Origin of the sequence: Paraburkholderia sp. Ac-20342, assembly GCF_017104985.1 — a bacterium.
GTDB lineage: Bacteria > Pseudomonadota > Gammaproteobacteria > Burkholderiales > Burkholderiaceae > Paraburkholderia.
The window spans coordinates 39,615-53,118 of sequence record NZ_JAAGPQ010000003.1 but is presented as its reverse complement, the minus strand read 5'-3'; the positions used below and the strand labels follow the sequence as shown (position 1 = coordinate 53,118).

Here is a 13,504-nt window from a genome sequence, read left to right as displayed (position 1 = left end):
AATGAGCTTTCCGTATTTTCTGCGGCGCGCGGCGGCCTTCTGGGGTGACGTGCCCGCCGTGATCCATCGCGACCGCCCGCTCACTTACCGGCAACTCGAGGCGCGTTCGAACCAGCTTGCGCACGCGCTTATCGCCCTTGGTCTGCGACGCGGCGACCGCGTGGCGGTGCAGTCGCGCAACTGCACGGAACTGGTCGAGATCGAAAGCGCGCTGTACAAGACGGGTCTCGTGAAAGCGGCGCTCAATCCGCGCTTTACGACGGCCGAAGCGTCGGACGTGGTGGAAAACTGCACGCCGCGCGTGCTGATCGCGGGCCGCGGTTATACGGGCTATACGCGCGCCACACTGGGCTTTGCGAGCGTCGAGACGTTCATCGCCATCGGCGGCGCCGAAGGCTATGTCGATTACGAAGCGCTGTTGGGCCGGGCCGCGTCGCACGCGCCCGATTTCGCCAGTCACGCGAACGATCTCGCCGTGCTGCATTTCTCGTCGGGTTCGACCGGCAAGATCAAGGCCGCGATGCAAAGCTACGGCAACCGCATGGCGTCGCTGCGCAAGCTGCTGATTGGCATGGACACGCAGCCGCGCCCCGGTGACCGGCTCGCGCTCGTCGGGCCGATCACGCACGCGTCGGGCATGCTCATGCAGCCGTTTCTCTATTGCGGCGCCACGCTCGTGCTGTTCGACGCATTCGAGACCGCGCAATTTCTCGCCGATCTCGAACGGCTACGCGTCACGCACGTCTTCATGGTGCCGGCGATGATCAACATGCTGCTCAACGAGCCCGCGCTCGCGCACACCGACCTGAGCGCGCTGAAGTCGCTCTCGTATGGCGCCGCGCCGATGGCTCCCGCGCGCATTCAGGAAGCGTGGGCGCGCTTCGGGCCGATTCTCTCGCAAGGCTATGGCGCGAGCGAATCGACCTCGGGCGTCACGCGTCTCACGATTGCGGACCACGCGTATGCGATTGCGCAGCGGCCGGAACGTCTCGCCTCGTGCGGGCGGCCGATGGGCGAGACCGAAGTGTGCGTGCTAGGCGAAGACGGGCGGCCGCTGGCGGCGGGCGAAGTCGGCGAGATTGCGGTGCGCGGCGAGGACGTTTTCAAGGGCTACTGGGGCGCACCCGACCTCACGGCCGAAGTGCTCGTGAACGGCTGGCTGATGACGGGCGATCTCGCGCGCACCGATGAAGACGGTTACCTGTATCTGGTCGACCGCAAGAAAGACATGATCGTTTCGGGCGGCTTCAACGTTTATCCGACCGAGGTCGAGGCCGTGCTCTATCAGCATCCCGACGTGCTCGAAGCCTGTGTGTTCAGCGTGCCCGATGAGCGTTGGGGCGAGGGCGTGAAAGCGGCGGTGGTGCTCAAGCCGCAGTGTATGGCGAATCAGGACGCGCTGGTCGCGCATTGTCGCAGCCTGCTCGCCGACTACAAGCTGCCGCGCTCGATCAGTTTCGTCGCGGAACTGCCGCGCAACGCGAGCGGCAAGATCGCGCGCAAGATCGTGCGCGAACAGTATTGGCAAGGCGCGGAGCGGCGCATCAACTGAGGATTCCCCATGATGTTCGAACAGGTAGGCGACGCGGTATTCGACGCCACGCGCGAGGGCATTCGCCATTTCGTGACCGATGAACTCACGCCGATGGAGCGCGAACTCGGTCTCGATTCGGAGAGCGTCTGGCCGAAGGACGTGTTGCGGCGCGTGTGGCGGCGTTCCGCCGAACTCGGCTATTACTCGGCGTGCCTGCCGGTGCAACTGGGCGGCAAGGGCTTTTCGATTCTGCAGCAGTGCGCGCTGAAAGCCGATCTCGCGGCGAGCGGCTGCTCGCTCGCGATGCACGTGCTCGGCGATCTGGGCGGGCCGCCGCGTGTGGGCAACATGCTCAAGTACGCGACGCCGGACCAGTTGCAGCGTTACTTCATGCCGGTGATCCGCGGCGAGAAGTCGACCTGCTTCGCGTTGACCGAGCCGCATTCGGGCTCGGACGCGCAGAGCATCGCGACGAGCGCCGTGGCGGACGGCGACGATCTGATCGTGAACGGCCACAAGCACTACATCAGCGGGGCGCCGTTCGCGGACTTCGCAATCGTGATGTGCGTGACCGATGCCACGGCCACGCCGCCCGCCATCAGCGCGGTGCTCGTCGATCTCGATCTGCCGGGCGTGACGGTCGAGCAGGCGTACGTGCCGATGTCGGGCCAGCATATCGACGCGGACATCCGCTTCGAGAATGTGCGCGTGCCGCGCGCCAACCTGTTCGGCGGCGCGGGTAACGGCTTCAAGCTCGGCATGTCGCGCATCAACGTGAACCGTCTGCTACATTGCCCGACCATGCTCGGGCTCGCAACCTCGGTGTACGAAGCGTCGCTCGATTACGCGCGCAGCCGGCGGCAGTTCGGTGGTCCGATTGCGAGGTTTCAGGCGATCCAGCACATGCTGGCCGACATGGCGGCCGCGCTGTGGGCCTGCGAAAGCATGATTGCGCAGACGGCCATGCTCGCGGATGCCGGCGGCGACCTGCGTATGAAGGCGGCCGCGTGCAAGGTGTTCGTTTCCGAACGCTGCTTCGAGATTGCCGACAAGGCAGTGCAGATTCACGGCAACGTGGGCGTGACGCGTCATCACCCGGTGGAGCAGGCGTTCCGCAAGCTGAGGATGTTCCGCATTTTCACAGGGACGAGCGAGATTCAGCGCAACACGATTGCGCGCGCGATTCTCGATACCGGCGGCGCGCAGGGCTCGTAAGCGGTAAAGAGCAGGCTGGATGAACCCGTGGGGTTCGCGCTGCCGCCTGGCGGCGAGCAAGAGAAAAAGACTGGAGACAAGGATGTCCGCATACGGCAGAGACAACCACAACTATCGGCCCGCACGCGCGTGGTCGATCGCCATCATGTTCGCGTTGCTGATGACGGTGAACTTCCTCGACAAGGTGGTGTTCGGCATGATCTCCGTGCCGATGATGCGCGACCTCGACCTCACGCCCACGCAGTTCGGGCTGATCGGCGGCAGCCTCAACTGGCTCTTCGCGATTGCCGCCGTGGTGGGCGGCGTGCTGGCGGACCGCGTTGCCACGCGCGCCATCCTGCTGCTGATGGCGCTTTCGTGGTCGCTGCTGCAATTGCCGATGCTCTTCGCGGGTTCGATGACGGTCGCGCTCGTCACGCGCGTGCTGCTCGGTGCCGGTGAAGGTCCGGCGTCGCCCGTTTCGCTGCACGCGCTCTACAAGTGGTTTCCGGACCAGAAGCGTGGGCTGCCCGCTGCCGTGCTCTATCAGGGCAGCGCGCTGGGCCTGTTCGTTGCCGGCCTCGCGATACCGGTCATCACCGCGCGCTGGGGCTGGCGTGCCAACTTCGCCGTGCTGGCCGCGCTCGGCTTCGTGTGGTGCGTGTGCTGGTTTTTCTTCGGCGCCGAGGGTCCGCTCGAACGGCCGCGCGCCCTGCGCGACGAGCGGCGCGTGCCCTGGCGCACGCTGCTGGCCGATCGCACCGTGGCCGGCAATTTCTGCGGGCATTTCGCAGCCAACTGGGTGCTCGCTACGAGCCTCACGTGGATGCCGCACTATCTCCAGGCCGGACTGGGCTTCAGCGCGGCGAATTCGGGGCGGCTTTTCGCGCTGTTCGTCGCGATCACTACGCCGATGGGCCTTGGGCTCGCGTGGTTCTCGCAGCATCTGCTGGGCGCGGGGGTGCCGTCGCGCAAGTCGCGCGGCGTCTTTATCGCCATTGCGCTGGTGGCGGCCGGTGTTCTGCGCTTCGCGGTGTATCTGCCCGCGCTCGGGCCGCTCGTGAAGGTACTGATGCTCACGCTGAGCAGCGGGCTCACGCTCGCGATGTATTCGGTCGGTCCTGCCATGCTCAGCGAAGTCGCACCGGATGGTCAGCGCGGCGCGGTCCTCGCGTTGAGCAACGCGATTGGCTCGCTGGCCGGACTCGCCGCGCCCGTGCTCACGGGCGTGCTGATCCAGCACGCGCACGGCGTGACGGCCACGGCGCAAGGTTTCGAGCAATCGTGCGTACTGTGCGGCTTCGTGCTGATCGGCTGCGGCGTGCTGTGCGCGCGCTGGCTCGACCCGCAGCGCTCGCGCGCCGCCATGCAAACCGTGCGCGAAGCCGAAGCCGTTTTGTCCTGAGCGCGGCGGCGCTTTCGCGGTTATTCCCCGGCGCACGGCCGCTGGTCCTGCGCGTCTCTCATTTCATCACGCCATGCAAAACACTCCGACTTCATCGGCGCTTGCCGATCTGCCCGTGCAGCGCGCGACCGAGGCGACCCGGCAAGCTCATCGCAACGCGTTGCAGGCTCTGCCCGCGAACGACGATCTCGACATGGAAGAAGCGCAACGCGGCTTTATCGGCACGCTTGCCGACGCCGAGATTCGCGATGCCTATGGCCGGCTCGTCTGGAGCATGGCCGACTATGCGTTTCTCGACGAAGCAACCGCGCCGCCCACGGCGCATCCCGCGCTATGGCGCCAGGCGCGGCTCAATCGCCTGCATGGGCTGTTCGAGGTCACGCCGCGCATTTATCAGGTGCGTGGCTTCGATCTCGCGAACATGACGCTGATCGAAGGCGATACGGGGCTCATCATCATCGATCCGCTCACGTGCCGCGAAACGGCGCAGGCGGCACTCGAACTCTTCTACGCGCACCGGCCGCGCCGGCCTGTTCTGGCCGTGATCTACAGCCATAGCCATACCGATCACTTTGGCGGCGTGAAAGGGGTGGTCGACGAGGCACGCGTGCGCGCGGGCGAGGTCGCCGTGATCGCACCGGCGGGTTTCATGGAAGAGGCCGTCGCGGAAAACGTGATGGTGGGCACGGTCATGGAGCGGCGCTCGCAATTCCAGTTTGGGCAGACGCTGGCGCGTAATGCCTGCTGCCAGATCGACGCGGGGCTCGGCAAGACGATGCCGAACGGCACGGTCACACTCATCGAGCCGACCCAGCTGATTCATCAGGAAAGCGAAACACATACGATCGACGGCATCGAGATCGTGTTTCAGTTGACGCCCGATAGCGAGGCGCCTGCCGAAATGCACTTCTTCTTTCCGCAATTGCGGGCGCTGAACGTGGCGGAGAACGGCACGCGCACGCTGCACAACCTGTGTCCGCTGCGCGGCGCGCAGGTGCGCAACGCGAAGGCCTGGTCGCGCTATCTGCATCAGGCGCTCGAACGCTACGCGGGCGGCGCGGACGTCGTGTTCGCGCAGCATCACTGGCCCACGTGGGGCACCGCGCGCCTCACGCGCTTTCTCGAACAGCAGCGAGATCTCTACAAGTATCTGCACGACCAGACGCTGCGCATGATGAATCGCGGCGGAACCGCCGCCGAAATCGCCGAACGGATGACGCTGCCCGATACGCTTGCCGCGCAATGGCATACGCGCGGCTATTACGGCACGGTGTCGCACAATGTGAAGGCGATCTATCAGCGCTACCTGAGCTGGTACGACGGCAATCCGGCGCATCTGCACGCCTTGCCGGACGAGCTTTCCGCGCCGCGCTACGTGGAGTACATGGGGGGTGCCGAGGCGATGCTCGAACGCGCGCGCCGCGATTTCGAGCGCGGCGAGTATCGCTGGGTCGCCGAGGTGATGAACCGCCTCGTGTTCGCGCAGCCGACGCTGCGCGAGGCGCGCGAACTGGGCGCGGCGGCGCTCGAACAGATGGGCTTTCAGGCGGAATCCGCGACGTGGCGCAATGCCTACCTGCTTGGCGCGCGCGAGTTGCGCGAAGGCGTGGGAGCCGGGGCTGGGCAGATCATGCGCAGCCAGGACCTCGTGCGCGTGCTGAGCGATGGCGCTTTTTTCGACTACCTGGCCGTGATGGTCGACGGCCTCAAGGCGCAGACGCTCGACATTCGCATGACGTGGCGTTTCACCGACCGCGATGCGTGCTATGCGCTGTATCTGAAGCATGGCGCGCTGACCTGGTCGGCTACGCCGCATCGCGAAGGCCACGACCTGGATATCGCCATGACGCGTGCCACGCTCGACCGCATTCTGCTCGGCCAGACGCAGTTCGGTGCCGCTCTGGCGGAAGGCGAGATCGTGCTCGAAGGCACCAAGGCGCTGTTCGGCGCGTTCCTCAAGACGCTGGAAAAGCCCGACGGACGTTTTAACGTCGTCGAGCCGTGATGTCGTGCAGGCGCATCCGGCGCGCAGCCGGATGCGACCGTCAGAGCGAGGCGCCCGATACGCGAATGCGGTTATCGACGTCGATGACGCCTTCAACCTTGCGCGCGGCCTCGACCGCGAACGTAATCTGCTCGTTGTAGTTCACGGCGCCGGAGAGCGTGACGTGTCCGTCGCGTACTGTCACGATGATGCGCGCGGAGTTCAGGCCGCGCGTGCGCGCCAGCGCGTTTTCCACGCGGTGCGCGAGCTTGCGGTTCGCGGCCCTGGCGGCTTTGGCGTCGCTTGCGGCGGCCTTCGTGCCGGTCGCGGACGAGGGCGCGGCCTCAGCGGCAGCCGGTTGGGCGCTCGCGCAGTCGCTGAGCACGGCGAGCATCACCGCGACGGCGATGCATGGGATGCGAGTGGATATCTTCATGTTGTGACGTGTGAGTGCAGAGTAAGGAAAGGCGCGGCAAAACTACCTAGAACCGTGTCATGAGGCCGAGCGTGACGCCGGTCGTCGAGCTTGCGCCGCTGCGCATGCCGAGCCCCGCGATGTTCAGGGCATCGGTTCGATAGGCGCCGGAGAAGCCGTTGTAGTCGGCTTCGGCGTAAAGCTCGGTGCGCTTCGAGAGGTAGTACTCGGCGATGGCAAAGGTCGTGACCTTGTGCCCGCTGCCGTCCTGGGCGTTGGCGAGATGACGGGCGCTGTCGTAGTACGCGGCCGCCGTAAATTGCAGCTCGGGGGTGGCCACGACCATGACGCCGATGCTCGGAATATGATCGCGCCGGGTGGGCTGGCCTTCGGTGGCGGCGCTTACGCTGAAATCGGCGTAGCTCATGTAGAGGCGCGCAGGACCGAGTTGCAGCGAGCCGCCGGTGTGGAAGGTCTGAGCCCATTGCGTCGCGGTCGCGCTCCAGGTCTTCTGATAGCCGAAGCCGGCGAGTGCCGGCCCCCATTGGTACATGGCGGTTCCGGAGACATTGGTGCCCGAGCGCAGATTGCCGGCGACGCCGCCCGGCGAATAGCTGCCGCCAAAGTGGAAGCCGCCCGCGTGGCCGATATAGCTGATCGTGTTGTTAAAGCGCGTGTCGTCGGTGAAGTAGTTGAAGAAGTAGAGCGCGTTGGGCTGGATGGCGAGCGACTGTGCCTGACCGCCGGTGGGATCGACGAGCGTGGCGAAGTACTCGCTCGCGCTGACCTGGCGGCCGAAGGTCAGCCGCCCGAAGTCGTTTGAAAGACCGACGAACGCTGCCTGCGAGAAGAGCACGCCGGCGTTCTTCAAGGCGCCGGTTCCGCTGTTGAAGGCGTTTTCGAGCTTGAAGATCGCAGAGAGGCCATTACCGAGGTCTTCCTTGCCGTAAAGGCCGAAACGATTCACGGCGAGGATGTTGTTGTTGAACATGACTGTGCTACCGCCCTTCTGATTATTGACCCAGCGCACGCCTGCGCCGATGTCGCCATACAGCGTGACGCTGGATTGCGCATGGGACAGACAGGGTGACAGACCGGCAATCAGCGCGGATAAAACGATCTTTTTCATGTGTCTCCTTCGTTCGTTGTTATTCGATAAGGCATGCGAAGTGATGGGCGATGACAGATTCGTCCCGACAGATTCGTCGCCGCCTTCGGATAGTGTGGAGCAGGAGAACGCCCTCGGCCATCAAGCGTCGGGAATAGAACCATTCCTTGTGGAAATGTCCGTGTTAACGCGAAGCCGGGGTAGCCGGGCCTCTGTTTCCGGCAGAGCGTGTGGTCGCGTTGGGTATCGGCAAGGGCCGCGATGCGGACGGCGACGAGATATCGGCGGGTTGTGGCCGGCACCGCAGGCGATTGCTGTAATTCCCCCGTAAGTGGTATTTATTCCAATTGCCTTTCTTAATATTTTAAGAAACCATTCAGCGGCAGACCCCACCTCGATTCCGATCTCCTGAACGACAACGCCGAACCTCGACAATGAAAATCAACACGATCCGGCCTTACGCTTCCGTGCTGTTCGCCGCTGCCTTGATGAGCGCCTGCAACGGCGATTCCGATAACCTGAAGTCCCAGCCATCGACCTCTCCGTCTCCGACGTCGCCGCCTACCGCCGACACAAGCTGCCTCGCGGTCGACAACAACGGCTCGACCGTCGTGGTCGGCTCGAACCAGCCCGGCGATCCGTCGCTTCCCGAAGCCGCGTCCGGATACCGGACAGGACTCAAACCGAGCTACGCAAAAACCTATATGGTCGTGACCTCGAACGCTTACGCCAGCGCGGCCGGTTGCGCCGTGCTGAAACGGGGCGGCACGGCAGCCGATGCGGCCGTCGCCGTGCAGGCGGTGCTCGGCCTCACGGTACCCGAGGCGACGGGCCTCGGTTCCGGCGGCGTGCTGCTGTACTACGACGGCCGCAACAAGACACTGCAGGCCTACGACGGCCGCGAAACGGCGCCCGCTGCCGCGACGGAAAACTATCTGCAATATGTCGACGACACGAGCGATCACTCGACGCCGCAGCCCAACGCGCGCGCGAGCGGTCGCTCGATCGGCACAATCGGCGTGCCGCGCCTGATCGAAGCGCTGCAACGCGATCATGGCAAGCTGCCGTGGAAAGGCCTGTTCGACGACGCGATTTCGCTTGCCACGAACGGTTTTCCGATCGGCGGGCGCCTTGCCGCGGCAATCGCGTCGAATGCATCGAGCCTGAAGCGTGATGCCGAAGCGACCGCGTATTTCATGAATGCGGACGGCTCGCCGAAGGCGCTCGGCACGATCCTGAAGAACCCGGCGTATGCGGACGCACTGACGCAGATGTCGCAATCAGGCGCGAACGCGCTCTATACCGGTCCGATCGCGCAGGATATCGTCGCGAAGATCGCGGTCGCGAAGGGCGCCGACGGTTCGACGCTGACGCCCGGCAAGACGACGCTCTCCGACCTCGCCGGATATCAGGCGAAAGTCCGCGAACCTGTCTGCACGACGTATCGCGCCTACTGGGTCTGCGGGATGCCGCCGCCGTCGTCGGGCGGGATCGCGGTTGCGTCGGCGCTCGGGATTCTCGAGAACTTCGATCTGAAATCGATGCCGCCGACCGCGCTCGATCTCGAAGGCGGCAAGCCGACCGTTGCCGCCGTGCATCTGATCACAGAAGCCGAGCGGCTCGCGTATGCCGACCGCGACAAGTACGTTGCCGATACCGATTTCGTCCCGCTACCGGGCGGCACCTGGGATACGCTGCTCAACAAGCCCTATCTGAAGAGCCGCTCGGCATTGATCAGCATGTCGAAGAGTATGGGCACCGCACAGCCGGGCGATCTCGGCGCGGTGCCGGTCGGTGTCGCGGCCAATCAGATCGAGCACGGCACGAACCAGTTCACGATCGTCGACGGCGACGGCAGCGTGCTTACCGCGACGACGACGGTCGAGTCGAGCATGGGTTCGTTCCACATGACGCACGGCTTCCTGCTGAACAACCAGTTGACCGACTTCTCCGCGGCCCCGACGGACAGTGCCGGCAATCTGATCGCGAACCGCGTGCAGCCGGGCAAGCGTCCGCGCAGTTCGATGGCGCCGACGCTGGTGTTCAAGATCGCGCCGGACGGCTCCAGGGGCGACTTCGTGATGGCGACCGGTTCGCCGGGCGGCGGCACGATTCCGCAATACGTGGTGAAGACGCTCGTCGGTACGCTCGACTGGGGGCTCGACGCGCAGCAGTCGTCCGGCCTGATGGACTTCGGCGCGAGCAACAGTCCGACTACGACGATCGGCGGCGAACACCCGGATCTCGATCTGTCGGATAACGGTGTGCACGATCCGCTGATCGCTGGCTTGACCGCGCTCGGACATAAGGTGTCGACGGCCGCGCAGGCAAGCGGCATCAACACGGTGATGCGTGTCACGCTCGGGCAGTCCACCGTGCTGCAAGGCGGCACTGATCCGCGCCGCGAAGGCGTTGCGCTTGGCGATACGTTCAAGCCTTGATGATGGGGGCCGCGCGGCGGCGGGTAGTGCGCCGCGCGGTCAGGATGTGAGGAAATTGTTGCCATAACCTGATGATTGCCGCATAGGCAAGCATTGCTACGATCAGTTCAATCGTTACCCACGCCACGAAATACAAATCCTCGGGATCGCGGATGCCAAGCCAATTCGAGGCACGCCACCATGCATGTGCCTCGCTTTCCGTCCACTCGTAGTGGTATGGGCCGACATAAAGAATCGATAGAAAAAACAGGCCGAAAAACAGTGCGACCTTGAATATCCTACGGGCAAGTGTTGCCATGTGTCATTACCTCGATTGCTCCATACGCATGAAACCCAACATTGCGGACGGGATAGTAACGGTATGCAGAAGTGCGCGCTGGACACGCAGAAAATTGGTATGGCGTGCAGAGTGACACAGCCAAGTAAGACACCTTGACCGTCAGCCGGATGCAACCGGAACTGCCCGCGCTTGACACTATTGATCCATGTCACATCATCGATTGCCACATTATTCCGATACAGGGCGAACCATGCGCTGTGATTACTGCTTTTCCCGATAGTGCCGCCATAACCTCATGAGCGCGAGATACGCGAGCGCAGCTACAAGCAGATCAATAGTGACCCACACCACGAAATACAAATCTTCGGGATCGCGGACACCAAGCCAGTGCGACGCACCCCACCATATCACCGACTGGTTTTCAGGCATCGGCCAAGGGTACGTGTGGACATAGGGCATGGCGAGACAGAACAAGCCGACAAACAATACGACCTTGAACAACCTACGGACAAGTGTTGCCATATGTCACTACCTTGATCGTTCCATACGCATGAAGGCCCGAATTACGGACGGGGCAGAGTGATGCAGATACAGGGCGAACCATGCGCTGTGATTACTGCTTTGCCCGATAGTGCCGCCATAACCTAATGATCGCCACATAGGCAAGCACTGCCACGATCAGTTCTGTCGTCACCCACACCACGAAAATAAGATCTTCGGGGTCCCGGATGCCGAGCCAATCCGAAGCACGCCACCAGACGTCTAGCTGGCTTTCCGTCATTGGATAGGGATACGGTCGGACATAGCGAACCGAAAGAACGAATAGGCAAAAAAACAATGCAATCTTGAACACCCTACGGGCAAGTGTTGCCATGTGCGACTACCTCAATCGTTCCATACGCGTAAAGCCCCGAATGACGGACGGGGACGGTAGTGGTGCCCAGAAGTGCGCGCCGGATAAACATAAAATCGGTATGACTTGGGAGAGTAATACAGCCCAATGAAATACCTTGCCTGCCTGCTGGGTGCAGCCGGAATTGCCCGCGCTTGACACCATTAACCCAGGTTACATCATCAATGACGCCATCATCTCGATATAGTGCGAACCAGTCATTGTGATTGGCCGCACTGCCCAATGCGGCATTCCAGGTATCTTTCGCCCATGCGTAAGTCTGTGAGCGCATGCCACCCGTAGGGCGATCAACGATCCAGTATTTGCCCGCTGGTATGGGGCCGTCGTTAGGTACCGCCGTACATCCGCCGCGATTTTTATATTGATGGTCGCCCGAATACGCTTTAAATGTGCCGAGGCCGACAATAGTGAGCGGTGATAGAGGCTCATTGTTTACCACAAACTTTCCCGTATAAGCCGTTTTCACACTCCCTTATCCGCGCTCATTGCACGAATCTGTGTATTCGATATTGCTATCAAGGTAATGCCACGTGACCCAATAATTTTAATTAAGACATCCTAATGTTGAGAGAAGCGATTTCGGTAAAGGTGAGTCTTGCTGGAGCGACGCCTTCGCTACACTGCCTCAACAATGGAGGATCGGGAAGTGGTCCAGGGCAAAGAAAAACGTGAATTGACGAGAATTAACGCCGTCGCAAAAAAACCTGCCAGGGAGATGGCGGGCGTTGCAGTGCGCCTGATTCCAGGCACTATTTTGCGTGTCAGGTTGCTTGTCCGGTCGTTGAGCCGTTTATGGCTTCACGCATCTCAGGTCGCAAAACCAGAAAGTGACTGCGTATTTGGACACCGAGCCGATCTGTTCGCTACCCAATCCAAAACAACATGACGGTTTACGCACATTGCATAAGCCGTCTCTGCAGACCCCTGTCTTCCAGAAAACGCGAAAAAAACGAACTAACGTTACCATGGCACACACAAGCCCGAATTCGACAACGTCCCTGCCATGAGCCAAACCATTCATTTCGCCTGCACGATGTGCGGAAAGTGTTGCCACGACCTGCGATTGCCACTGAGTATCGATGAAGCGATCGTCTGGCTTCGCGATGGTGGCGAGGTCGAGTTCTTCTGCGAGGCGATTCCGTGGCCGGAGGAGCCACCCGAAGATAATCTGCTCGCCCGTCATAAGCGGCAGCGATCGTTTGCCACAGCCAGTGGCGAGCTTCCGGTCCGGATTGTCGTCAACCTGGTGGCTTCGTTCGAAGGGGCGTGTCCGTTTCTGCAGACGGACATGCGATGCGGTGCGTACACGAAGCGTCCACGCGTCTGCCGGATCTATCCCGCCGAAGTCAATCCATTCATCGAGCTCGATCCCGGCAGCAAGGCCTGTCCGCCCGAGGCATGGAGTCAGGACAACCGTGTTCTCGCGCGTCACGGCGTCATTGTCGATGCGGAAATCGCGGAGCTTGCGGCACAGTCAAGAAGAGTCGACGCGCAGGACGTGGACACGAAAGCGAGAGCATGCGCCGCTCTCGGCATCTCGACGGCGGCGTTGGCGAATGAAGGTTTCGCCATCCATTCACCCGATCGCGACTCGATGCTCCGTGCACTGTCCGCTGCGCGCGAATCGACCGGCAGCGAATCTGTCGACCCGATGCAATGGTCGTTCGTGAGCAACCGCTCTTCGACGCGTCAGGTTCTCGATGAAATCGGCGCGAAGATCACACCATCGGAAGACGGCGCCACGAGCGGATTCCGCTATTTCGCGTTTCATGCAGCTGACTGATGGTGATGCGGGACTTTCTGCGTGATGACGCGGCACCATCGGCGGTCGTTCTTATTTATTCCACACTTTAAAAAAACAGGGCACCAGGTTGCGCGTGTGGTCGCAATTTTGTGTGCAGCCTAGTCTTCAGTGCGCGTGAGGGTTGGACGGAATTCATTGGCGATCGTATTGATCAGTTACGCCTTATCGGTTATCCCATTGGGCATCGTGAAAGAGCTCGGTGCAAATTCGATGCTCCTGGCATTCAAGCTTGCGATTGCCTGTGTGTGCGGGGTTCGAATGCAACCCCTGTGTTCGATGTCGCCAAATCCGGCATGCGGCTTTAGAAGATTTCCGTTATCTGCTACGTACAAATCCAATAGCGGGCGAGGCCGTCCTCAATATCCCGCCAAAGCCAAAGCGCGCTCGCGCCCCATCACGATCCCGCCCCAATTGCCTGAAATCAGA

Annotated in this window: 12 protein-coding genes; 6 read left to right on the top strand and 6 right to left on the bottom strand. The window is 62.2% G+C overall.

Annotated features, from left to right (window positions below):
- Position 1 precedes the first annotated feature (1 nt).
- The 4 genes from G3N58_RS01860 (at position 2) to G3N58_RS01845 (ending at position 6,138) form a co-directional block, all read left to right on the top strand.
- Complete coding sequence (locus G3N58_RS01860) at positions 2-1,552, top strand: AMP-binding protein (protein WP_205998352.1); 1,551 nt, start codon at positions 2-4, stop codon at positions 1,550-1,552.
- Between the two features lie 12 nt (positions 1,553-1,564).
- The gene (locus G3N58_RS01855; protein ID WP_205998379.1) at positions 1,565-2,749 is read left to right on the top strand and encodes an acyl-CoA dehydrogenase family protein; all 1,185 of its coding nucleotides are present in this window, start codon (positions 1,565-1,567) and stop codon (positions 2,747-2,749) included.
- An 82-nt stretch (positions 2,750-2,831) separates the two neighbouring features.
- Complete coding sequence (locus tag G3N58_RS01850) at positions 2,832-4,133, top strand: MFS transporter (RefSeq protein ID WP_205998351.1); 1,302 nt, start codon at positions 2,832-2,834, stop codon at positions 4,131-4,133.
- A gap of 73 nt (positions 4,134-4,206) precedes the next feature.
- On the top strand, positions 4,207-6,138 hold the full coding sequence (locus G3N58_RS01845) for an alkyl sulfatase dimerization domain-containing protein (protein ID WP_241016958.1): 1,932 nt from the start codon (positions 4,207-4,209) through the stop codon (positions 6,136-6,138).
- Positions 6,139-6,178: 40 nt separating this feature from the next.
- Here G3N58_RS01845 and G3N58_RS01840 read toward each other — a convergent pair whose 3' ends face one another.
- Positions 6,179-6,553, bottom strand: coding sequence for a BON domain-containing protein (locus G3N58_RS01840; RefSeq protein WP_240158677.1), 375 nt, complete (start codon positions 6,551-6,553; stop codon positions 6,179-6,181).
- Positions 6,554-6,599: 46 nt separating this feature from the next.
- Entirely contained in the window at positions 6,600-7,661 is a 1,062-nt protein-coding gene (locus G3N58_RS01835) for a porin (protein ID WP_205998350.1), read from the bottom strand.
- A gap of 413 nt (positions 7,662-8,074) precedes the next feature.
- Here G3N58_RS01835 and G3N58_RS01830 point away from each other — a divergent pair, with 413 nt between their 5' ends.
- Complete coding sequence (locus tag G3N58_RS01830) at positions 8,075-10,081, top strand: gamma-glutamyltransferase family protein (RefSeq protein WP_205998349.1); 2,007 nt, start codon at positions 8,075-8,077, stop codon at positions 10,079-10,081.
- Here G3N58_RS01830 and G3N58_RS01825 read toward each other — a convergent pair.
- From G3N58_RS01825 to G3N58_RS01805, 4 genes are all read right to left on the bottom strand, one after another.
- Positions 10,071-10,379: a hypothetical protein gene (locus G3N58_RS01825; protein WP_241016957.1), complete on the bottom strand. Its 309-nt coding sequence runs from the start codon at positions 10,377-10,379 to the stop codon at positions 10,071-10,073. The genes G3N58_RS01830 and G3N58_RS01825 overlap by 11 nt on opposite strands.
- Positions 10,380-10,622: 243 nt before the next feature.
- Complete coding sequence (locus G3N58_RS01815; RefSeq protein WP_205998348.1) at positions 10,623-10,883, bottom strand: hypothetical protein; 261 nt, start codon at positions 10,881-10,883, stop codon at positions 10,623-10,625.
- Positions 10,884-10,974: 91 nt separating this feature from the next.
- Positions 10,975-11,235 (bottom strand): hypothetical protein, encoded by a 261-nt coding sequence (locus tag G3N58_RS01810; RefSeq protein ID WP_205998347.1) that lies wholly within the window; start codon positions 11,233-11,235, stop codon positions 10,975-10,977.
- Positions 11,216-11,740, bottom strand: coding sequence for a DUF2778 domain-containing protein (locus G3N58_RS01805; RefSeq protein WP_205998346.1), 525 nt, complete (start codon positions 11,738-11,740; stop codon positions 11,216-11,218). The genes G3N58_RS01810 and G3N58_RS01805 overlap by 20 nt, the downstream gene beginning before the upstream one ends.
- Before the next feature lie 537 nt (positions 11,741-12,277).
- Here G3N58_RS01805 and G3N58_RS01800 point away from each other — a divergent pair.
- Positions 12,278-13,057, top strand: coding sequence for a YkgJ family cysteine cluster protein (locus tag G3N58_RS01800; RefSeq protein ID WP_205998345.1), 780 nt, complete (start codon positions 12,278-12,280; stop codon positions 13,055-13,057).
- The last annotated feature ends 447 nt before the right edge of the window (positions 13,058-13,504 follow it).